Origin of the sequence: Comamonas sp. CMM02 (genome assembly GCF_014851485.1) — a bacterium.
GTDB lineage: Bacteria > Pseudomonadota > Gammaproteobacteria > Burkholderiales > Burkholderiaceae_C > Comamonas > Comamonas avium.
Window position 1 is genome coordinate 489,721 of sequence record NZ_JACUZW010000003.1, and the last position, 22,284, is coordinate 512,004.

The following is a 22,284-nucleotide window of genomic DNA, read 5'->3' on the forward strand; positions in this document are numbered from 1 at the left end:
TGAGAGGGCTGTCAGCCGCAGGCCAAGCCTGCGTCTGCAATGGCCTTATTGTGACTGCAGCTTGGCTTGTGCGAGCAACGACTGCTTGGTAACCAGTAAAACCTGGTCTTCGCCAGCGCTGGTTTCAAGCCAGAACACGGGCAGCAGCGGGAAGGCAGCTTCAAAAAAGTCGCGCTCGTTGCCAATTTCCAGCACCATGACTGCGTCTTCGGTCATGCAGCCGGGGGCGGCTGCGAATAAATCGCGGATGAAGTCCATGCCGTCGCTGCCGCCTGCCAGTGCCAGTTCAGGCTCGGCCAGGTATTCGGCGGGCAGTTTGGACATGCTGTCGGCATTCACATACGGCGGGTTGCACAAAATTAAATCCCAGGGCCCGGGTACTTTGGACAGGCCATCTGTTTCTACCAGCGTGACGCGGTCTTGCAGCGCGTGTTTGTCCACATTGATACGGGCTACAGCCAGTGCATCAGTGGAAATGTCTGCGCCTGTGACTTCAACCTCGGGGAAGGCCATTGCGGCCAGACAGGCCAGTGAGCCGTTGCCGGTGCACAGATCCAGTACCTTGCGGGTTTTATCGGACAGGAAGTGGTCAATGCTGCCGTCTGCCAGCAGCTCTGCAATAAAGCTGCGCGGCACGATGGCGCGCTCGTCCACATAAAACGGCACACCCACCAGCCACGCCTCTTGTGTCAGGTAAGCCGCAGGCTTGCGGGTATCAATGCGAGCTTTGAAAAGCGCAGCTACCTGCGCTTGCTGTTCGGGCGTTACGGGCTGATTTTCTACAGATTCCTCTTCGTCGCCCAAAGGGGCGTCGATGGGCAGGCCCAGCTTCCACAGCACCAGCCAGATAGCTTCTTCGTACGCATTGGCGGTGCCGTGGCCAAAGCCCACGCCTGCCTGGGTCAGGCATTCAGTGCCTGTTGCAATCAAGGTGCCTACGGTGTTGCCATGGGGCAGGGTGTATGCGTGGCTCATGCTGTGGCTCCTTGCTCAGCGCTGGCAGACCGCAGTCGGGTATGCAGGTTTTCCATCAGGCGGCGGTAAATGTTCTTGAGGGGCTCGACGTCGGTCACCACGATGTGTTCGTCAATCTTGTGGATGGTGGCGTTAGGGGGGCCAAGCTCAATCACCTGCGGGCAGGCTTTGGCAATGAAGCGGCCATCGCTGGTGCCGCCGCTGGTGGACAGCTCGGTCTCCAGGCCTGTTTCTGCGCGGATGGCTTCTTGCGCTGCCGTCACCAGGTCGCCCGGGGTAGTCAGGAAGGGCTCGCCCGAGAGGCTCCAGGTCAGGTCATACTCCAGCGCGTGCTTGTCCAGCACGGATTTGACGCGCTGCTTGAGGCTTTCGGCGGTGTTTTCCGAGCTGTAGCGGAAGTTGAAGTCAATCACCACCTCGCCGGGAATGACGTTGGATGCCCCTGTGCCGCCATGCATGTTGCTGATTTGCCAGCTGGTGGGCGGGAAAAACGCATTGCCCTTGTCCCACTCAATGCTGGCCAGTTCTGTCAGCGCAGGCACGGCCTGGTGAATCGGGTTGCGAGCCAGTTGCGGGTAGGCAATGTGGCCCTGAATGCCCTCCACCGTGAGGCGACCGCTGAGCGAGCCACGGCGGCCATTCTTGATCATGTCGCCTGTTTGTCTGACGGCGGTGGGCTCTCCCACAATGCACCAGTGCATGGGCTCTTGGCGGGCCTGCAGTGCCTGAATGACGGTTTTGGTGCCGTCATGGGCGGGGCCTTCTTCGTCGCTGGTCAGCAGCAAGGCGATGTCCAGCGGGGTGTCAGCGTGGGCAGCCAGAAACTCTTCCAGAGCCACGATAAAAGCGGCGATCGACGTTTTCATGTCGCTGGCACCGCGCCCAAACAGCTTGCCGTCGTGGTAGGTGGGTGTAAAGGGTGGGTAGGACCACTGCTCGACAGGCCCGGTTGGCACTACGTCGGTATGGCCGGCAAAGATCAGTGTTTTGGCCTGAGGCAGGCCAGTGCGGCGCACAGCCCAGAGGTTGTGCACACGAAAGTGATCAGGGCCGCCATCCATGCGTTCGCAATGAAAGCCCAGATGGCTCAGGCGCTGTGCCAGCAATTCCAGACAGCCAGCATCTTCAGGGGTGATGGAGGGGCGGCTGATCAGTTGCTCAGCCAGTTGCAGCGTGCGGGACATGTGAGAAAAATCCAAATGGGACTGCACCTTGTGTGCAGCCTTGCCCCCAGTCCGAAACCGGGGCTTTATGTTTTAAGGCCAATGTTGAGCAGCAAAGCACCAAATTCAGGCGGGGGTGGAGCAGCCTGTTCCGTATTCGGGTTCAGAGACTCGGCGCCGGAGTAAATGGTGTTTTGGGGCGCATTTTGCAGCCGCCACATCAAATTGGTGGGCGAATCTGCATTGGCCAAGCCTTCGTTGCGGTCAATTGTGCCATTGCCGATGAGCCGGGCCAGATCTTCTTCAAAGGTTTGAGAGCCTTCAGCCATGGATTTTTCCATGTTGTCGCGCACGCCTGAGAAATCACCTTTTTCAATCAGCTCGGACACCAGCTTGGTGTTGAGCAGCACCTCTACCGCCGGGACACGGCTGCCAGAGGGGGTGCGCAGCAGGCGCTGGGTGACCACCGCCTTGAGTGACGAGGACAAATCTCCCAGCATGGTGGCGCGTACTTCGACCGGGTAAAAGCTCAAAATGCGGTTGAGCGCGTGGTAGCTGTTATTGCCGTGCAGCGTGGCCAGCACCAAATGGCCAGACTGCGAGTAGGCAATGGCGGCAGACATGGTTTCGCGGTCGCGGATTTCACCAATCAAAATCACGTCCGGGGCCTGGCGCAGCGCATTTCGCAGGGCAATTTGCAGTGACTCAGTATCCGAGCCCACTTCGCGCTGGTTCACGATGGAGCGCTTGTTGCGAAACTGAAATTCGATAGGGTCCTCAATGGTGAGGATGTGGCCAGTGCGCAGTTCATTGCGGCTGTCAATCATGGCCGCCAAGGTGGTGCTTTTGCCAGAACCGGTGGCACCAACTACCAAAATCAGACCGCGTTTTTCCAGGATGAGCTGATCCAGAATGGGAGGAAGGCTCAACTCCTTGAGTTTGGGTATTTGCTGGGAAATAAAGCGCACCACCACCGCCACAGTGCCGCGCTGGCGCATGGCGCTGATGCGAAAGCGCCCAACCCCTTGCAGGGGCACTGCCATGTTGAGCTCGCCCGTCTCTTTGAGCGTCTCCATGCTCTGGGGGGAGACCACTTCTGCCAGCAGCGCGCGTGGCGCATCTGGGGGCAATAGCTGGTTGTTGATGGGCACACAGTTGCCATCAATTTTGATGAGTGCTGGAGAGTTGGCAGACAGGTATACGTCAGACGCTTTTTTTTCTGCCATCAAACGCAGAATGCGTTCCATCATGCTCATGCCGTATGCCTTGTAGTTGGAAATCTTGAGGGTTTTGCCGCAAACCAAAGTGTGCCGCAAAACCCTCTAGAAATCGCCTGACAACTGCTCAGGCGGTTGACGCGTATCAATCGCGAGGTTCAATCGCGCAGCAGGTCATTGAGGCTGGTGGTGGAGCGTGTCTTGGCATCCACCGTTTTGACGATGATGGCCGCGTACATGCTGTAGTCCTTGCCGTCTTTGGTCTTCTTGGGCAGGTTGCCGCTGACCACCACGGAGCCTGCAGGCACGCGACCGTACGTGATGGTGCCGGTTTCGCGGTTGAAAATGGGGGTGGACTGGCCGATGTAGACGCCCATGGAGATCACGGAGTTTTCTTCCACGATCACGCCTTCCACCACTTCAGAGCGTGCGCCGATAAAGCAGTTGTCTTCAATGATGGTGGGGTTGGCTTGCAGGGGCTCCAGCACGCCACCCAGGCCGACGCCGCCGGACAGGTGCACGTTCTTGCCCACTTGCGCGCAAGAGCCGACGGTAGCCCATGTATCTACCATGGTGCCTTCATCGACATAAGCGCCGATGTTGACGTAGGAAGGCATCAGGATGGCGCCCTTGGCAATGAAGGAGCCACGGCGAGCCACTGCGGGTGGCACGACACGCACGCCCGTTGCGGCGATTTCAGCTTCGCTCATGCCTTCGTACTTGGTGGGAACCTTGTCAAAGAAGTTCAGGTCACCCGCTTGCATCAGCTTGTTGTCATTGAGGCGGAACGACAGCAGCACGGCCTTCTTGAGCCACTGGTGCACGGTCCACTGGCCCACACCTTCACGGCTGGCCACGCGCAGCTTGCCGTTGTTGAGTTCGTTCAAGGCATGTTCCACAGCCTCTGCCACTTCTTTGGGGGCGGACTTGGCCGAGATGTCTGCACGGTTTTCCCATGCGGTGTCGATGATTTGTTGCAGTTGTTGGGTCATAGCTATCTTTACTTGACGTTTTTCTCAATGAAATCTTTGATGCGCAGCGCAGCTTCAACACATTCCTGTGTCTCAGCCACCAGAGCCAGACGCACCCGCTGTGCGCCCGGGTTATGCCCCAGCATATTACGAGCCAGGTAGCTGCCCGGTAATACAGTGACATGGCTCTGTGCAAAGAGTGCACGGGCAAATTCTGTTTCGTTCATGCCCAGAGCATCTGGAATGCGTGGCCACAGGTAAAAGCCCGCATCGGGCAGGCGCACATCCATCACGGGCTCCAAAATGGGCATGACGGCGGCAAACTTTTCTTTGTACAGCGCCCGGTTGTGCTCGACATGGCTTTCGTCGGACCAGGCCGCAATCGATGCGTGCTGAATGGGCAGCCCCATGGCGCCACCGTGGTAGGTGCGGTAGAGCAGGAAGGATTTGAGCAGCTGCGCATCTCCGGCTACGAAACCGCTGCGCAAGCCCGGTACATTGCTGCGCTTGGAAAGGCTGGTAAAGGCCACCAGGTTGCGAAAATCGCTGCGGCCCAGTTTGACGGCAGCCTGCAGACCACCCAGTGGTGCTTCGTCACGGAAATAAATTTCGCTGTAGCACTCGTCAGAGGCGATGACAAAGCCATGGCGGTCCGACAGGTCAAACAGTTTTTTCCACTCATCTAGCGGCATGACCGCACCGGTCGGGTTGCCCGGAGAGCAGACAAACATCAGCTGCGTCTTGGCCCAGACATCGGCAGGCACGCTGTCCCAGTCCACGGCAAAGTTGCGCGCAGGGTCGCTGGAGACAAAGTACGGCTGCGCACCCGCCAGCAGCGTGGCACCTTCATAGATTTGATAGAAGGGGTTGGGGCAGAGCACAGTTGCGCCGGCCTGCGTCGGGTCAACAATGGTTTGTGCAAACGAGAACAAGGCCTCGCGGGAGCCATTGACGGGCAAAACCTGGGTTGCGGCATCTACCGAGATACCGTAACGGCGCTGCATCCAGTCACTGCAAGCCTGACGAAGACGCACATCACCTGCGGTGGCGGGGTAGTTGGCCAGCCCTGTCAGGTTGGCTGTCAAGCTGGTTTTGATGAATTCCGGCGTCTCATGGCGCGGCTCTCCAATACCCAGACTGATGTGGTGCAGTGAAGAAGGTGGGGTAACACCCGCAAAAAGTTGGCGCAGCCGCTCAAACGGGTACGGCTGAAGGTGTTGAAGCAGGGGATTCATGGTGCAAATATTATGCGGTGAGATTGCGCATGCAATGGCGCTTTATGCGCGATGTTTGGGGTCTTGATGTTGAATGTGCATGCCTGCAGCCCTTGCTTGCTGGGGTATTACACGGGCGCTTAGTACAAGGCCTAGGACCATCGGTCGAGCTTGCGCGGTACAAACCTTTTGATACATTTTGAAAAGGTGAGGGGCCGTTCCATGCAAAAACCGATGCTTTGGTTACTCAGGCGCTGCAAACTGGGCTGGAAGTTGTCGTGTGTGGCAATCATTGGCCTGCTGTCGATGGGCGCTATCTGGGCAGCTTCCTATGCCTCGGTGGCTGCAGATGTGCAACTGGCCATTGCGGTGGCTGGCGCACTGTGTTTTGTGTATGTGCTGTATGGCGTTTATCGCAATATGTCGTATGAGATCGTGCGTCTGCTTTGCGCCATGGAGCAGGCTGCGCAAGGCAATCTGACACATCGGATCACAGCGACTGGTTCTGATGAGCTTGCAGACATGGCGCGGCTGCTCGATAGCATGGTGGTGGCGCTGTCGAGCATGGTGGCGGAGATTCGCAGCAATGCAGCGCTGGTCACGCAGGCAGGGCATACGCTGACGCAGGACAACCGGGCTTTGGCAGAACGCACCGAGTTGCAGGCGACCAATGTGGCCCAGACGGTGGTGAGCGTGGAGCAGGTGACCGCCGTGGTGCAAAACAGTGCGGAAGCGGCGGTGGCGGCCGACCGCTACACCACACAGCTGCGCAAGGTGGTGGAGCAAGGCAGCGGCGTGATGGAACAGGCCGTGCACTCCGTAGAAGCCATTGAGCGTGGGGCGGGGCGCATGTCCGAGATCATTGCTGTGATTGATGGCATTGCTTTTCAGACCAATATTTTGGCGCTCAATGCCGCGGTAGAAGCGGCACGTGCCGGAGAGCAGGGCAGAGGTTTTGCCGTGGTCGCTTCCGAAGTGCGCAGTCTGGCGCAGCGCTCTTCTGAGGCGTCCAAAGAAATCCGTCTGCTCATCGAAGAGTCGGTGCAGCAAGTGGCCAGCAGTACGCGGCTGATTCGCCAGGCGGGCGAGGGCATGCAGCAGGTGGCAGACGGCATACGCAGCGTGGCCGGGCACGTAGAAGCTATTTCTGAGTCAGGCAACAGTCAGGGGACGGGTTTGCAGCAGATCAATCTGGCGGTGCATGGCATAGACCAGGTGACGCAGGAGAATGCGCTGATGGTGCGCAACGTGGTGCAGGAAGCGCAGGCGCTGGAGTTGCGCGCGGCCACACTGTCTGAGGCTGTGGAGCGCTTTCGCTTGCAGCAAGGCACGGCGGTTGAGGCGGTGGCTCTGGTTGAGCGCGCTGTGGCGCTGCGACGCATGGGCATGCCGCTGCAGCAGTACCTGAAAGCGCTGAGTGATCCGCAGCAGCCCTTTCATGACCGTGATATGTACGTTTTTGTGCTGGACAGCGCGGGACGCTATCTGGCGTTTGGCGGCAATGCAGCAAAGTGCGGCAGCCGTGTCCAAGACGTGCAGGGAGTGGATGGCAATGCGTTGCTCGACGCTATCGTGGCGCAGGCTGAACATGGGCCGGGATGGGTGGAGTACGACTTCACCAATCCCGTCCTAGGCAAAGTGCAGGCCAAGATGTCGTATGTGTGCAAGCAAGATGGGGTGTATCTGGGCTGCGGCGTCTACAAGAGTTTTGCCGGTTAGCGGCAAGCTTGCCGGGACTGTAGCGCTGGGTTGCAGTTTTAAGTTTCAGCTCTGGCGCAAGCCCCGCGCCTTGGCCAAAGCCGCTGCAATAGCGGCTTTTTTGTCGGGCACCACCACGGGCGCAGGTGCGGTGGCCTGTGCATTGGCAGGCTCGGCGTCTGTGCTTTGTGCGCGTGCCTGGTGCACGGCATAACGAGCTTTGGCATGTTCGGCCAGCTGGGCAGACCAGGCATCCCAGCCCGTGCGCTCGTCGCTGACCACATCCAGCTCAATGCAGTCGACGGGGCACACAGGTATGCACAGCTCACAGCCCGTGCAGTGCTGGGCGATGACGGTGTGCATTTGCTTGTTGGCGCCCAGGATGGCATCGGTGGGGCATGCTTTGATGCACAGCGTGCAGCCAATGCACCAGTTCTCGTCAATGCGCGCCAGCGTGAGCGGGCCTTCAATGCCAAATTTTGTGTTGAGCGGGGCGACGGGCTGGCCAGTGATGGCGGCCAGACGTGCAATGCCCTGAGCACCACCTGGCGGGCACTGGTTGATGGGGGCGCCTTCGTGCGCAATCGCCTGGGCGTAGCTGGCGCAGTCAGGGTAGCCGCAGCGCGTGCATTGCGTTTGCGGCAGGGCGGCATCAATGGAAAAAGCCAGTCCGGTCAGGGCTGGCTTGGGCTGAAACTCAGGCATGCTGGGGGTGTTAACCGCGGCGGCGCTGCTTGGCTAGAGGTGGCGCTGCCTTGGCTGGCGTATTTTTCGTGGGTGCCAAGTCTGGCGCAACTTGTGCAGTCGTGCTGTGAGCGCTGGCCAATTCCCCGTCATCTTCAGGCGCACGGTTGACACTGGCCTGGGGATGGTGGGACAAAATAAAGTCACGCACCTGGGGGTAGACCACTTCGCGCCAGCGGCGGCCGCTGAAGATGCCGTAGTGTCCGGCACCTTGCACTTCTAGGTGCTGGCGGCTGCTGGCCGGAATTTGCGCACACAGGTCTTGCGCCGCGCGGGTCTGGCCTGCGCCAGAAATGTCGTCCAGCTCGCCTTCTACGGTGAACAAGGCGGTGGTCTGAATGTCTTGTGGCTTGACGCGCTCGAGCTGACCTTCTGGTGAACGCACATCCCATGTGCCGTTGACCAGCTTGAAGTCCTGGAACACGGTTTGAATGGTCTCCAGGTAATAGTCGGCATCCATGTCCAGCACGGCGTTGTATTCGTCGTAGAACTTGCGGTGCTGTTCGGCGCTGGCGTCGTCACCTTTGACCAGATCCTTGAAATAGTCATAGTGGCTGCTGGCGTGGCGGTCTGGGTTCATGGCCACAAAACCGGTGTATTGCAGAAAACCGGGGTAGACACGGCGGCCAGCACCTGGGTAGCTGTCGGGCACGCGATAGATCACATTGTTCTCAAACCACTCAAAGCTGCGCTGGGTGGCGAGGTTGTTGACCGATGTGGGCGATGAACGGGCATCAATCGGGCCACCCATCATGGTCATGGACAGCGGCGTTTTCTCGCCCCGGCTGGCCATGAGTGAAATGGCGGCCAGCACAGGCACCGTAGGCTGGCATACGCTGATGACGTGGCAGTTGCCGTATTGCTTTTGCAGATAACGGATGAAATCCTGGACGTAGTTGATGTAGTCATCCAGGTGAAATTCACCATCGGCCATTGGCACCAGCCGCGCATTTTTCCAGTCGGTAATGAACACTTTGTGGTCACCGAGCAGACTGCGCACGGTATCGCGCAGCAGCGTGGCGTAGTGACCAGACAGGGGTGCCACAACCAGCACCGGCGGCTGGGCCAGCAATTTGTCCAGCGTTTGGGAGTCGTCGGAAAAACGTTTGAAGCGACGCAGCTCGCAAAACGGCTTGTCCATCTCTACGCGTTCCATGATGGTGACGTTCACACCCTGGACAGGCACGCTGGTGATACCAAATGCGGGCTTTTCATAGCCCTTGCCCAGACGGTAAAACAGATCAAAGCCTGCCGAGATGCGCTGAGAAAATGGGTTTTGAGACAACGGCAGCAGGGGGCTGGTGTAGAGCTTGGCCGTAGCCTGTGCAAAATCTGCAAATGGCTCAATCAATGCGCGCTGGGTTTCATAGAGCTGGTAGAGCATGGCAGGGGATATTTCTCTTTATGTTGCGGTGCAATATAGCAGCATGTGCCCGACGAAAGGAAACGATTATTCTCCATATCCAGTCGCTGCGGCGACAGGTGGGCGCACGCACTGCCTGTTCTGCTGTTAGGCAACTTCTGTCAATGGCGCAAACTGGTCGTTGTGCGCTCCTTTATTTTTTAAATATTTAAAAAAGTAGCTGCTAACGCTGATGCAGCATTGTTTTTGAATGCTTTTGTATCTGAAATCAAGGAGCTGAAAGCGTTAGTAGCTATGTTTTTGTAAATGTGAATTATTCTGGTGCAGCACCGTCTGGTCGTGTGCTGGCAATGGCGGCCACTTCGCTGGCCGGCAGGTGCTTGAGGCGGTGGTCGCTCCACACCTGGCGCCAGCGGCGCGCGCCTGGCAGACCATGGCGCAAGCCCAGCATATGGCGGGCAATGGCGTACCAGTGCGTGCCGTGCTCGCGCGCTTCACGCTCCATATAGGCCACCATGGCCTGTTCTACACCCACGTGCGTCAGCTGTGAGGGTGCGCCACCAAAGTACAGCTCGTCCCAGCGCGACAGCCACCAGGGGTTGTGATAGGCCTCGCGCCCAATCATCACGCCATCTACTTGCTGCAGCTGCTCTTGCACAACGTCATCGGTTTTGATGCCGCCATTGATGGCAATCGTCAGGTGCGGAAAATCTCGCTTGAGCTGGGCCACCACGTCATAGCGCAGCGGTGGAATGTCGCGGTTTTCTTTGGGGCTCAGCCCTTGCAGCCATGCATTGCGGGCATGCACGATGAAGACGTTACAGCCGGCATCGGCCACGGTGCCGACAAAATCGCGCACAAAGTCATAGGTCTCAATTTTGTCGATACCAATGCGGTGCTTGACGGTGACAGCAATGTCCACCACATCGCGCATGGCCTTGACACCATCGGCCACCAAATCAGCCTCTCGCATCAGACAGGCACCGAATGCACCGCGCTGTACCCGCTCGCTGGGGCAGCCGCAGTTGAGGTTGATTTCGTCGTAGCCCCAGTCCTGGCCCATCTTGGCTGCCTTGGCCAAATCGGCGGGTTCGCTGCCACCCAGTTGCAGCGCCAGCGGGTGCTCTTCCTGGTTAAAGCGCAGGTGGCGCGGTACATCACCGTGCAGCAGAGCGCCGGTGGTAATCATTTCTGTGTACAGCAGGGTGTGCTGGCTCAGCAGGCGGTGCAGGTAGCGGCAATGCCGGTCGGTCCAGTCCAGCATGGGCGCAACGGACATACGCCAAGGACTTGTAATTGCTTGATTGTTAGCGTTTGTGCTTGAATTCATTGAGTTTTTTGCTGTCACGCAGTGGTTGCTTTTTAAGCGCGTTTCAGCACATTTCTATACATTTTGAATGTCTCGCTGCTACGATGCAGCTTCACGAAAAGCCTTGTTGCAATCTATAAGCATTGCAGCGCGCAAGAAGGCAGATTGAGCAATTTTCTATACAGCGCAGATACGGCGTCAGGAGAAGGGCAAAACCGTCTTTCCCGAATCTCAAACATTCTGCGGGCGTGCGCTGGCCGCAGAATGGAAGACAAGGCGAGAGTCTGAGCTGGAAAAAGAGCTGTCTTCCGGTTAGCACTCTGTACGTGATGACAGCCTACTGGATATCTAGCAGGATTATGTCAGCGCGCAGGGGGGCGTGTCTGATTGGGGGCGAAGCAAGAAGCCAAATATCAAGCGATGTGATACAGGGTAGCTTTGCGAAGAAGTAGTCCGCCGAGTGGCGGCTGCAGTTTTTGTGGATTACGCCGTGCCTGCGGTGGCTGGAGTCTGCGGGTGCTGCAGCTGTCCTGAATGGTCCGGCCTGGGTTCGGCGTTGCCTGAGACATGCAGCTATTTCAACTGGATCAACGCCGTCATTTACAGTGCTGGATCTGGCTCGTACTGAATGACTGTGCATCCGTGCTGTATCTAAGCCTCGAAGCCGCTCACGCTTTATTTGCCTGAAAAAGCAGCGGGTGATTTGTTGAAAAATGCGTTGATTCCACAAGAGAAATCGGCTGTTCTTGTGCATTGAAGAAAGGCCTGTGCTTCGGCATTGAGCTGAGTGTGCAAATCTTGATCAAAGCTGACTCTCATCAGACGCCGAATCTGGCCATACGCTTGTGTGGGACCGTTGGCTAGCTGTTTGGCCAGCCGCATGACTGCAGACGGCAGATCTGCAATTGGCAGAACGCGGTTGATAAGCCCGAGACGCAGTGCTTGCTCAGTGTTCAGTGGTTCGCTGAGAAGTGCAATTTCCAGCGCATGGCGTAGACCCACGAGACGTGGCAAGGTCCAAGAGGCTCCAACATCACAGCTGGCGCCGAGTTTGGTGTATGCCATATTGAATTGCGTACCTTCTGCAGCAAGCACCATGTCGGCGTGCAGCATCAAAGACAGACCAGCCCCTGCTGCTGCCCCCTGTACTTGTGCGATGACTGGGGCGTTGCCGCTGGCTAGCAGCGTAACTGCCATGTGCAATGGGGCAATAAGGTCTTGGGCAGCCTGTTCTGGGTTGGCTTGCAGAGCTGCAAGATCGCCGCCCGCCATGAAGGCGCGGCCTTCGCCTCGCAGCACGATGCAGCGCACACTGGCGTCTTGTGTGAGTTGCTGAACGGCTTGTAGCAGGGCTTGGGCCATGGGCACGTTGATAGCGTTGAGTGCGCTGGGGCGGTTGAAGGTGATTGTGGCGACACCTTGCTGTTGCTCGATGTGTATGGGTTGGGAAGTTTGTTCGCTCATACCGTTATGTTTCAGTTTGGTAAAAATAGACGCCATAAGCCATAAGCCATAAGCCATAAGCCATAGTCAAATCCCTGCTCGGGATATGTTTGCTTCCAAGTTTTGTGTTTTTTAGGGGGCTAGCTTTGTTTTTAAATTCTTAGGCAGGACAACTTTGTCTGTTTCAGGTTCGCTGATACAGCGCATCAATCTCATTGGCATAGGTTTTGTAAATGCTGGAGCGGCGCACTTTCATCGTCGCCGTGACTTCCCCGTCGTCGTGATCCAGCTCTTTGGTCAGCAGATGGAATTTGCGAATTTGTGACACTTGCGCCAGACGTGCGTTGCCTTGGTCGATGACAGTTGTGATGAGCTGTTGTACGCGTTCGTTCTCGACCAGTGAACGAAAGTGTGTGAAGGCAATACGCTGGGTTTCCGCCCATTTGCCCACGGTTTCGTAGTCGATTTGGACGAGTGCACTGACGAACTTGCGTCCATCTGCCACTACGATGCATTCCTTGATGTAGGGGCTGCCTTTCATGGTGTTTTCTATCTCGGATGGCGTAAGGTTCTTGCCACCTGCGGTGATCATGATGTCTTTCAGTCGGTCCACGATTTGCAGCTGCCCATTGACTTCACGCACTACGTCGCCGGTGTGCAGCCAGCCGTCCTGCAAGGTCTGGGCTGTTGCTTCAGGGTTTTTGTAGTAGCCCACAAAGACCATGTCGCCCTGAATTTGAAATTCGCCTGTCACCGTGTCAATGCGGTGCCTGACACCTTGTGTGGGAATGCCTACGGTGCCCACTTGTACATGGTGCAGTTCGTGGCCGGTGACCATACCGGTCGATTCTGTCAGGCCGTACACCTCAATCAGTGGCACACCAATCACGCGGAAGAAATGCACCACATCGGGGGGAATGGGCGCTGCTCCTGTGAGCGCCACGGTGGCTTCGCGCAGGCCAATGAAGTTTTGCAGCGAACGCAAAATCAACCAATAGTGCATGCCAAAGCGCAGGCGCTGGCCCAGGCTCCATTGGCTGCGCGGCTTTTCGGCCAAGGGCGTGCAGGCTGCAAAGGCGCGCTCGAACAGGCGCTGGCGGACGCTGCCGGCTTCCTGCAGCTTGATGGTGATGGAGGCGTGCAGCTTTTCCCAGATGCGTGGCACGCCCAAAAACATGCTAGGGGCAATCTCGCGCAAATCTTCCTGCACGGTGCGAATAGATTCACCAAAGTGCACTTGTGAGCCGAGATAGATTGGGCAGAACGTGGTGAGCATTTGCTCGGCCACGTGGCACAGCGGCAGGTAGGACAGGTGGGTGGTGTCTGCGTGCATGTGCAGTCGCTCCACAATGCCTGGCACCACGCCGCGAATGTTGCGGTACGAAATCATCGCACCCTTGGGTTTGCCCGTGGATCCGGAGGTGTAGATCATCAGACCCAGATCGTCCAGTGTTTGCGTTTGCAGAGCTTGGTCGATCCATGTGGACTGGCCTTGGCGTGCCCCCAGTTGCTCGACTTCGGCAAAAGTCAGAATGTGCGCGCGCTGCTCGGGCGTGAAGCTGCGCAGGCCTTTGGTCTCCATGACGATGATCTTGCGCAGCTTGGGCAGCTCCGGCCACGCTTGCAGCAGTTTGTCAGTCTGTTCCTGGTCTTCGCAGACCATGATTTCTATGTCGGCATGCCCCACCACGTACGCCACTTCTGGCGTGGGGCTGGTTGGGTACACGCCGACAGTGAGGCCGCCCATCAAGCCTGTGCCCATTTGTGCCAGCACCCACTCGATGCGGTTTTCGGCAATCACACCGACATGGCCGCCGGCGCTCAGGCCCATGCAGCGCAGGCCCATGCCAAAGTGGCTGGCGCGTTCGTAGTAGCTGGCCCAGGTAAAGGGTTTCCAGATCCCAAAGTCTTTTTGCCGGATGGCAACGCGCTGCGCGTCGCTGCGAGCGCGTTCACGCAGCATTTGAGGCAGGGTGGATTCGGGCAGTTGCAGCGTGGGGTTCATGGCGTCAATCGGCATTCAGAAAATGAAGAAAAGCAGGGTGCAAAAGCGTTCAGGACAACCAGCGTTTGCGCCGCTTGTAGTGCTTGATGTCTTTGAAACTTTTGGCCTCGCCATGACCGCCCATGCCCAGATAAAACTCGCGCACATCGGGGTCGTTGGAGAGCTTTTCGGCGCTGCCGTTGATGACGATTTTTCCGTTCTCCATGATGTAACCGCTGTGAGCGACCGCCAGAGCCACGGTGGCGTTTTGCTCCACCAGCAGCATGGAGGTACCGTGCTCGGCATTGATGCGGGCAATGATGGTGAAGATGTCTTCCACCAGCTTGGGGGAAAGGCCTAGCGAGGGTTCGTCCAGCAAAATCAATTCGGGTTGCGCAATCAGTGCGCGGCCAATGGCCAGCATTTGCTGCTCTCCACCTGAGAGGTAGCCTGCCAATCCCTTGCGGCGTTCGTGCAGGCGTGGAAAGTAGGTGTAGACCAGATCAAAGTCGGGCGCTTTGGCGCTGGTGCGGCCGGTGAGCGCATAGGTGGAGGCAATAAGGTTCTCCTCGACCGTGAGATCTTCAAACACGCGCCGACCTTCCATGACATGCGATAGACCTTGGCGCACCAGTTGCTGGGGCGCAGTGCTGCCTATGTCTTTCCCGTTGAAGCGGATAGCGCCGGATTCCAGAACACCATCTTCCAGCTCCAGCAGACCCGATGCTGCCTTGAGAGTGGTGGATTTGCCCGCGCCATTGCTGCCCAGCAGAGCCACGATCTGGCCCCGTGGAACGGCTATGGACAGACCACGCAGGGCCTGTACAACCTTGTTGTAGATCACTTCAATATTGTTGATCTCGAGGACATTGTCTGTGGTGGTCTGCATGGCGTTATCAAGCTTGTAAACAAGGGAGCTCAGAAGGTGCACTCTGTGCGCTGCCTGGCGGGTGTTACTTCGTCAGTGAAATCCATTCAGACGCGGGAAGCATTTTTTTTGCCTTGAAGTCCGCACGGTAGACGCGGCCAACAGGAATGGAGTTGCCCTTGATAGTGATGGGCACACCAATCAAGCCTCCGGTATCAAAGTTTTCCAGGCTGTTGAGCGCAGCTTTGAGGTTAGCCCCTGTCAATGGTTTGCCAGTCTTCAGACAGCGGCGCGCCGATTCAGTGAATAGCATGGCGGCCAGAAAGCCCTGGATGTAGGCCGTGCTCTGGTACTCGGGGCGCATCGCGCGGATTTTCTCCAGCATCGGCGCCTTCTCGGTGTCGTAGTAGTAGCGGAATGGCATAACGCCCATGAAACCGTCACCGTTTTCACCCATCTGCATGACGGTGGAGTTATCCATGGTCCAGAAGGTGCCCATCCATTTGCTGGTCATGCCCATTTGCTTGCCTTGAGTCACAAACTCGGGAATGGGGGCAAGGATGTAGCCGTGGAAGATGGTGTAGTCAGGCGCGGCACGGCGCAGCTTGATGACTTCGGTGGAGATATCTACGCTGCCAGCGGGCGTCATGATCTTGATGGGCACGTTCAGACCCATTTCCTTCGCGAGCTTTTCGCTGCTCTCAATCGGGTCGCGGCCAAACTCAGAGTCCGAGTAGACGAAGGCCACTTTGGCGCCCGGTTTTTCCTTGGCAATGTGACGCAGCAAGATGCCGAACATCTCTGTGTAATCAGGGCCGACCAAAAACTGATTGGGGTATTTTTTGGGGTTGTTCAACTCGGTGGCAAATGAGGCACCCGCCATCAAGATGTTGCTGTTGCGATTGAGCTCAGGGTTGATGGTTTTGGCAAAGCCGGTGGAGTCGCCGTAGTAGAGGTTGATTTTGTTCTGGCTTGTGAGTTTTTTGAAGGTGGCAACCGAGACATCCACCTTGTAGCCTGTGTCTTCTGGAACGTATTTGAGCTTGCGACCTTCTACGCCACCGGCGTCATTGGTCATCTTCACAAAGTCGGCAATCCCCGCGTTGATGCCCACGCCCGCAAAGGCAAATACGCCTGTCATGGGAATGGAGCCGCCAATGACGATGTCTTCGTTGATTTGCGCCAGCACACTCAAGGGCGATGCGGCCAGTGCGCTGGCACCGACTGACGCAGCAGCCATCAGCATGCTGCGGCGGGGCTGAGAAATCAGAGTTTTTTCCATGCTTGTCTCCTGGTGGTTGTTGTGGCAGAAAAGTGCCGGAGGACTCAATTGCGGAAAGGCCAGAGGTGGAAGTAACGGCGAATGCGACGCCAGATTTCCGCCAGGCCATGGGGCTCAAAAACCAAGAATCCGATGATCAGTAAACCGAAGATGACAGTGCGCACGGGCGAGAGGAAAACTGCCAGTTCGGTACCACCGGGTAGCACGGACACCAGCAGCTTGAGTATCTCGGGCACCATCGTCATGAAGACCGCGCCGAGGATGCCGCCGAGGATGGAGCCCATGCCTCCGACGATGATGGCTGCGAGAAAGAAAATGGACATCAAGAGCGGGAAGCTCTCTGGTGTGACCACACGGAAAAAATACGCCCACATCCCGCCTGCGACACCAGCGTAGAACGATGACAGGCCAAACGACAGCAGCTTGTAGCGCAGCAGTGGGATACCCAGCACTTCAGCCGAAATATCGCGATCACGGATGGCGATAAAAGCGCGACCAATGCGTGTGCGAAACAGGTTGGCTGCGCCAAGCAACATCAGGATGGTGACGGGCACAATCAGCCAATACAGCCGGAACGAGGTGTCCAGCGGCATGCCAAACAAGCTGGCTGGGTTGATCGACAGCCCCGTGGTGCCGCCCGTGAGCTTCATATTGCTGAACAGAAAGTGCGCAATGAAAGAGGCCGCAATGGTGGCAATTGCCAGATACAGCCCTTTGACGCGTAGTGAAGGAATGCCAACGACGATGCCGCCAACCATGGCGACCAAGCCGCTTGCCAGCAGATTGAGCAAAAATGGCGTGCTCCAGTGCGTCTCCAGCACAGCCACTGTATAGGCACCCAAACCCATGAAAGCAGCCTGCCCCAGACTGACCAGACCGGTGTAACCGGTGAGGATGTTCAAGCCGGTGGCGCTGGCCACATTGATGGCAACCAGACAGGCCATGTAGAGCCAGTATTCCGTCGCCACAAAGGGAAAGAGCATGAGCAGGGCGGCTGCGAGGCACAGCCAGACTTTTTGTGTGCGAGAGTCAAACAGGGCAGCATCTGCCACATAACTTTCTTTGAGCGTTCCAATGCGCATGGCTCGGTGTCTCCTGGGTTCTGGTTCTGGGCTTAGAGCCGCTCGATTTCGTGTGTACCAAACAGGCCATACGGGCGGATCATCAAGATCACCACCAGCACAATGAAGGTGGCTAGCAACTTGTATTCACCGCCCAGATAGGCCCCGGCCAGCGCTTCGACTAGTCCAATCACCAGACCGCCAATGAGTGCACCCAGTACGCTGTCGAGGCCGCCCACAATCACGACGACGAGTACGGATAGACCAAACACGCCCATGCTGGAGGACAGGCCGCCGATGGAGCCGACGATGATTCCTGAGACAGCGGCAATCATGGCGGAGACCACCCACGCGAGCGAGAACACCCGGGGCACGTTGATGCCTACGGAGTAGGCTGCAGCCTGATCGCTGGCGGTGGCACGCAGTGCCACACCACCGCGCCAGAAACGGAACACCAGCAGCACAGTAGCGATGAACACCACGGCAATTACAGAGCCCCAAAACACCTTAGGTGCGAGGAAGACTTCACCGAGCATGATGGGCTGAGTGGGCATAAAGTCCGGTAGACGACGCTGATCGGCTGTCCAGATCATTTCCACAATGCCTATCAGCACGGAGGCCAGACCCACCGTGACCATGAACACCGAGATGGGGGGCTCACCTAGCAGGGGGCGAATGATGGTTCGCTCAATCACTGCACCTAGCACACCGCTGGCCAACACTGCTGCGGGTATGGCAAGCCACAAAGGCAGCGCCCACATTGCGGCAAAGGTGAAAAACAGATAAGCCCCCATCATGAGCACTTCACCAATGGCGATATTCACCACCCGCGTGGCCTTGTAGACCAGCACAAAGGCCAGTGCTGCGAGGGCGTACAAACCACCGCTGGCAATGCCAGTGAGGCTGATTTCAAACAGATAGGCCCAATCCATCATGCGGCTCCTGCGGTGCTGTGGAATTTATGGCGCAGATCGTGGACATCGCCGGAGCCCAGATAGGCTTTGATGACCTCGGGGTTGCCTTGCACGTCAGAAGGCAAGCCTTGTGCAATGACCTGGCCAAAGTTGAGCACCACCACGTGATCAGACAGATCCATGACCATGCCCATGTCATGCTCGACCATGAGCACAGTCACATCCCATTCGGTGCGTACATCGAGGATGAAGCGGGCCATGTCTTCGGTCTCTTCGCGATTCATGCCGGCGACAGGCTCATCGAGCATGAGGATTTCGGGCTGCATGGCCAGCGCGCGGGCCATTTCCACGCGCTTTTGCAATCCGTAGGAGAGGGCCGCGACGGGCGCATGGCGGATATGGTCGATCTCTAGAAAATCGATGATGCGCTCTTCAATGTCTGCGCGCAGCGCGGCTTCTTCGCGGCGTGCCTTACCTATGTAGAACAGCGCGTCGAGCACATTAGTTTTCAGGTGGGCATGGCGGCCCAGCTTGATGTTGTCGAGCACCGTCATGCCGCGAAACAGTGCAATGTTTTGGAAGCTGCGGCCCAAACCCCTCTTGGCGCGCTGGGGCGCTGGGATCCGGGTGATGTCTTGTCCTTTGAAGGCAATGCGGCCTTCTGTGGGTTTGTAAAAGCCTGAGATGGTGTTGAACAGCGAAGTCTTGCCAGCCCCGTTGGGGCCGATGACCGCAGTGATGGAGCCTGGCTGCACATCGAAGCTAACTCCGGTCAGGGCTTTGACGCCACCAAAAGCCAAGGTCAGACCGTTGACACTGAGCAGCGGCGATGTCGTGGCCTGTGAGGTTTGATGAGTTTGCATGAAAGCGAAGGCTCCACAAAATTTATCTACTTGCGAGTAGATTTTGTGGAGATATGCATTTTTCGTAATCAGTGCTTACCCATTCGGTGAAAACCTTAAGGCACTGTCAAACAAAAGAATTTTAAATAAATGACATGTGTGATGACTTGATAAATATGATTTGATGGATGCTTACCTAAGAGTAGACTTTTGTTTTTTTATGGCCTCCCATCATGTCGAAGTTCACTGAAATAAACGTGCGCTCTGCCTCGTCGCAAGCCCTTTCTGCTCGTGAGCAAAGTCGCATGGCAAAGCGCCAGGCTGTGCTTTCAACGGCGGCCCAGCTGTTTAATGAGAGAGGGTTTCATGCCACTTCATTGGACGATATTGCAGCCCGTTTGGGTGTGAGCAAACCCACGCTGTACTACTACGTTAAAAGTAAGGATCAGATCTTGCTTGAATGTGTGCGGCAGGGCCTAGAGATGACGTTAGAGGGCATTGAAGTGTCACGTCAGGCTGGTGGAACGGCGTTGGATCAGCTGGAAGCTTGCATGCGTGTTTACGCGCGCATCGTCACCATGGACTTTGGCATGTGCTTGATCAGGGTCGGGGATGAACAGTTGCCTCCCGAGAGTCGGAAGGCATTGCGCCGCATGAAGGCGCAAATTGATCTTGCATTTCGGCGTTTGGTGGAAGCAGGCGTACAGCAGGGCCTTTTGGCACCTTGCGATCCAAAAATGACGGCCTTCATGATTGGTGGTGCGTTGAGCTGGATTGGCAAATGGTACGACAGCGGAGGAGCTTACTCCCCTGACGAAATTGCCGAGCAAGCAGTCAGGACCTTGCTCCAAGGAGTTTTATTGCGCGAGTCTGCGTCTTAGCTAACTGTCGGCGCATCGAACGGATACATACAAGATGTGTTTTTTGCACACGTTTATCTAAAAGCCGCGTGAATCCGTCGTTTTATTACCCATTGAGCAAGAGCGCAGCGGACATGCGTGGAGATGGACCAGACTTGCAACGGTGTCGGTGTGCTTGGGTGTTATGGGTGATTTTTCGGTCTGTAGCACAGCCTGTAGGACCCCGGAAAACGCCCCAAACCCCGAATTGCCTGACCGGTGCTAAGCAGCAGGCCTTCGCAGCGCTGGCAGAGCTCCCTGTCAACAAGGAAGCGTGCGGATGGCTCTACTGCAAACGCGGCACAGATACGCTGGAAAAATCAAGTCGTTATCGTGCACAAGCACGGGAAAATTTCACGGAAAAGGTATTTGCTTGCATGGCTGCAGCACCTGCAAGCCGCTGTGCGTAACAGCAGCCATGCTGGTGAGGTTTGGCACTGCGTCGGACACACATGGGCAAAAAAAGGAGCCACGTTTTGGAAGCTGCTCGCAGGCCTGTAAATACAGATGCCTTCTGTTTTTTGAAAAAAAAGCCTGCTCGGTCTGAGCAGGCTTGGTTTAGCAGTTAGTTTTTCTTAGTTCACTGCATCTTTTAATGCTTTGCCTGGGCTGAACTTGGGCACTTTGGTTGCTTTGATCTTCAGTGCCTCGCCGGTACGTGGATTGCGGCCATTGCGCGCTGCACGTGTCGTTACGCCAAAGCTGCCAAAGCCCACCAGCGACACAGTGTCGCCCTTTTGCAGGGAGGCCTTGACCACCTCCAAGGTTGCATCCAGTGCGCGAGCAGCAGATGCTTTGGACATGTCGGCGTTGTTTGCAATGTAGGCAATCAGTTCAGATTTGTTCACAGGTGCTTTCTTTTCGGTAAATCAGGGATGTAGAGCTTATTACACAAGCGCTGGCAGCTCTCTTTGTTCACTGTAAATTTTGCGTATTTTGATCACCATTGCCTCCGGGCAACCACTGCAAGACAGAAATTACGGGGCAACCTGCGACGAGCGCAGATATAACACTACAGCGCATTCAAGAAGCGGCAGCAGCGTGTGACAGAGCCGAGCTACCATCTCGGCATTGATGTCAGGGTCACAGCAGTAGGCCTGACAGAACCCGGAAGCTGCCGGGAGTCACCTCCCGTACTCCATAAGAAATAGGGCGCTTTGATGCCTGTGATCGAGACTTCCACCGAGAAAAAAAACAACCGTTTGCTGTGGGGGCCTGAATCTTCGTCTCCACTCACGGATGAGGCACTGCACTTCAAGCGTTGGCGCCGTCGAACCTGGCAGTTGCATGCGTCGGTACTGCTAAGCCACCTGTATGCCTTTGGACTTTTCCTGGGACACAGCTGGGCAGGCTATGCACCTTTGAACGCTGTGCTGCTGTATGGCCTGTGGGTGGGCATTGGCATGGCATTTATCACCTGGGCATACGCCAGTGGCTGGAGCCAAACCAGACGAGATCCGGGCTTATTTCTTGTGCACCAGCTGCTCGCAATCATTGGAACGCTGGGTCTGCTGATTGCGGCTCCACAGGTTGCATTTCAGGCACTGGTGATGCTGATGGTTTTCAGTGCAGATGGCTTTCTTGCACGACGGCGCACCAGCTTCTGGATGACGTGGGGCTGCACGCTCATTGCCGTAGCGGTCATCATTTGCTGGCTGGGGCCCCAGATGCGCATGACCACCGATACGCTGGCAGGGCAGTTGCTGGCCATTGGGGTTGTGTTCGGGGCTGTCGTGCGTTGCAGCATTCTTGTGACGTACTTTCGCAGCATGCAATTTCGCCTCAGTGCGAGCAACGAGAAACTGGCCATTGCACTGACACAAATCGAAGAATTGATGCGCAATGACGAATTGACTGGGCTGGCGAACAGGCGGGGCGTCATGGAGCTGTTGCAGCAGTGCATTGAGACCGCACAGCGAGATGGTTCTGCGCTGTGCGTTGCATTGCTGGATATTGACTATTTCAAGCATGTCAACGATCGCTATGGACATGAAGGCGGTGACCAGGTACTGCGCGCTTTTGGCCAGCTTCTGTCTTCACAATTGCGCGCTGTGGATTGCGGTGGCCGCTACGGTGGCGAAGAATTCTTGCTGCTGTTGCCTGGAACGTCATTGAGTGAGGCTGGCGTCCTGCTGGAGCGCATTCGCACGCACACAGAGTCTCTGCCATGGTCGAAAAAGATCGACAAAGATCTTCAGGTGACTTGCACCCTGGGTGCCACTTTGTACCGGGCTGGCGAAGCCGTGGAAACGGTGATTGCCCGTGCAGATGCGGCCATGTACCGTGGCAAGGTCGCAGGACGCAATTGCGTTGTGCTTGATTAACGAAACGCGGGGT

At 56.9% G+C, this 22,284-nt stretch carries 19 protein-coding genes; 3 read left to right on the top strand and 16 right to left on the bottom strand.

Features of this window, described 5'->3' with window-relative positions; all coding sequences use genetic code 11:
* Window positions 1-45: 45 nt before the first annotated feature.
* The 5 genes from prmB to dapC all read right to left on the bottom strand — a co-directional run bounded on the left by prmB (window position 46) and on the right by dapC (window position 5,561).
* Window positions 46-975 carry a 50S ribosomal protein L3 N(5)-glutamine methyltransferase gene (gene prmB, locus IB213_RS11770; protein ID WP_192406670.1) on the bottom strand — a complete coding sequence of 310 codons (930 nt, stop codon included), beginning with the start codon at window positions 973-975 and terminating at the stop codon, window positions 46-48.
* Window positions 972-2,159, bottom strand: a complete 1,188-nt coding sequence (dapE, locus tag IB213_RS11775; RefSeq protein WP_191724354.1) for a succinyl-diaminopimelate desuccinylase — start codon at window positions 2,157-2,159, stop codon at window positions 972-974. The genes prmB and dapE overlap by 4 nt, the downstream gene beginning before the upstream one ends.
* A gap of 65 nt (window positions 2,160-2,224) precedes the next feature.
* The gene (locus IB213_RS11780; protein ID WP_192406672.1) at window positions 2,225-3,394 is read right to left on the bottom strand and encodes a PilT/PilU family type 4a pilus ATPase; all 1,170 of its coding nucleotides are present in this window, start codon (window positions 3,392-3,394) and stop codon (window positions 2,225-2,227) included.
* A 119-nt stretch (window positions 3,395-3,513) separates the two neighbouring features.
* Entirely contained in the window at window positions 3,514-4,347 is an 834-nt protein-coding gene (dapD, locus tag IB213_RS11785; protein ID WP_191724356.1) for a 2,3,4,5-tetrahydropyridine-2,6-dicarboxylate N-succinyltransferase, read from the bottom strand.
* Between the two features lie 8 nt (window positions 4,348-4,355).
* Window positions 4,356-5,561: a succinyldiaminopimelate transaminase gene (gene dapC, locus IB213_RS11790; protein WP_192406674.1), complete on the bottom strand. Its 1,206-nt coding sequence runs from the start codon at window positions 5,559-5,561 to the stop codon at window positions 4,356-4,358.
* A gap of 261 nt (window positions 5,562-5,822) precedes the next feature.
* Here dapC and IB213_RS11795 point away from each other — a divergent pair, with 261 nt between their 5' ends.
* A complete protein-coding gene (locus IB213_RS11795; RefSeq protein ID WP_370551212.1) occupies window positions 5,823-7,259 on the top strand; it encodes a methyl-accepting chemotaxis protein in 1,437 nt (478 codons plus the stop codon).
* Between the two features lie 45 nt (window positions 7,260-7,304).
* Here the strand turns inward: IB213_RS11795 and IB213_RS11800 are convergent, their stop codons facing one another.
* The 10 genes from IB213_RS11800 to IB213_RS11845 all read right to left on the bottom strand — a co-directional run bounded on the left by IB213_RS11800 (window position 7,305) and on the right by IB213_RS11845 (window position 19,069).
* Complete coding sequence (locus IB213_RS11800) at window positions 7,305-7,943, bottom strand: RnfABCDGE type electron transport complex subunit B (RefSeq protein WP_192406680.1); 639 nt, start codon at window positions 7,941-7,943, stop codon at window positions 7,305-7,307.
* 10 nt (window positions 7,944-7,953) lie between these two features.
* Window positions 7,954-9,366, bottom strand: coding sequence for a polyhydroxyalkanoate depolymerase (locus tag IB213_RS11805; RefSeq protein ID WP_191724360.1), 1,413 nt, complete (start codon window positions 9,364-9,366; stop codon window positions 7,954-7,956).
* 292 nt (window positions 9,367-9,658) lie between these two features.
* Complete coding sequence (dusA, locus tag IB213_RS11810; RefSeq protein ID WP_192406682.1) at window positions 9,659-10,675, bottom strand: tRNA dihydrouridine(20/20a) synthase DusA; 1,017 nt, start codon at window positions 10,673-10,675, stop codon at window positions 9,659-9,661.
* A 654-nt stretch (window positions 10,676-11,329) separates the two neighbouring features.
* Window positions 11,330-12,118, bottom strand: a complete 789-nt coding sequence (locus IB213_RS11815; RefSeq protein WP_192406684.1) for an enoyl-CoA hydratase/isomerase family protein — start codon at window positions 12,116-12,118, stop codon at window positions 11,330-11,332.
* A 163-nt stretch (window positions 12,119-12,281) separates the two neighbouring features.
* Window positions 12,282-14,102, bottom strand: coding sequence for a long-chain fatty acid--CoA ligase (locus IB213_RS11820; protein WP_192406686.1), 1,821 nt, complete (start codon window positions 14,100-14,102; stop codon window positions 12,282-12,284).
* 49 nt (window positions 14,103-14,151) lie between these two features.
* Window positions 14,152-14,970, bottom strand: a complete 819-nt coding sequence (locus IB213_RS11825; protein ID WP_192406692.1) for an ABC transporter ATP-binding protein — start codon at window positions 14,968-14,970, stop codon at window positions 14,152-14,154.
* Between the two features lie 64 nt (window positions 14,971-15,034).
* Window positions 15,035-16,231 carry an ABC transporter substrate-binding protein gene (locus IB213_RS11830; protein WP_192406693.1) on the bottom strand — a complete coding sequence of 399 codons (1,197 nt, stop codon included), beginning with the start codon at window positions 16,229-16,231 and terminating at the stop codon, window positions 15,035-15,037.
* Window positions 16,232-16,275: 44 nt separating this feature from the next.
* On the bottom strand, window positions 16,276-17,313 hold the full coding sequence (locus IB213_RS11835; RefSeq protein WP_192406694.1) for a branched-chain amino acid ABC transporter permease: 1,038 nt from the start codon (window positions 17,311-17,313) through the stop codon (window positions 16,276-16,278).
* Between the two features lie 32 nt (window positions 17,314-17,345).
* The gene (locus IB213_RS11840) at window positions 17,346-18,227 is read right to left on the bottom strand and encodes a branched-chain amino acid ABC transporter permease (RefSeq protein WP_192406695.1); all 882 of its coding nucleotides are present in this window, start codon (window positions 18,225-18,227) and stop codon (window positions 17,346-17,348) included.
* Window positions 18,224-19,069, bottom strand: coding sequence for an ABC transporter ATP-binding protein (locus IB213_RS11845; protein ID WP_191724368.1), 846 nt, complete (start codon window positions 19,067-19,069; stop codon window positions 18,224-18,226). The genes IB213_RS11840 and IB213_RS11845 overlap by 4 nt, the downstream gene beginning before the upstream one ends.
* A 212-nt stretch (window positions 19,070-19,281) precedes the next feature.
* Here IB213_RS11845 and IB213_RS11850 point away from each other — a divergent pair, with 212 nt between their 5' ends.
* On the top strand, window positions 19,282-19,929 hold the full coding sequence (locus IB213_RS11850; protein ID WP_192406697.1) for a TetR/AcrR family transcriptional regulator: 648 nt from the start codon (window positions 19,282-19,284) through the stop codon (window positions 19,927-19,929).
* 593 nt (window positions 19,930-20,522) lie between these two features.
* Here IB213_RS11850 and IB213_RS11855 read toward each other — a convergent pair.
* Window positions 20,523-20,795, bottom strand: coding sequence for an HU family DNA-binding protein (locus IB213_RS11855; protein WP_191724370.1), 273 nt, complete (start codon window positions 20,793-20,795; stop codon window positions 20,523-20,525).
* A 312-nt stretch (window positions 20,796-21,107) separates the two neighbouring features.
* On the opposite strand from IB213_RS11855, the gene IB213_RS11860 reads away from it, so the two are divergent.
* A complete protein-coding gene (locus IB213_RS11860; protein WP_192406704.1) occupies window positions 21,108-22,271 on the top strand; it encodes a diguanylate cyclase in 1,164 nt (387 codons plus the stop codon).
* The last annotated feature ends 13 nt before the right edge of the window (window positions 22,272-22,284 follow it).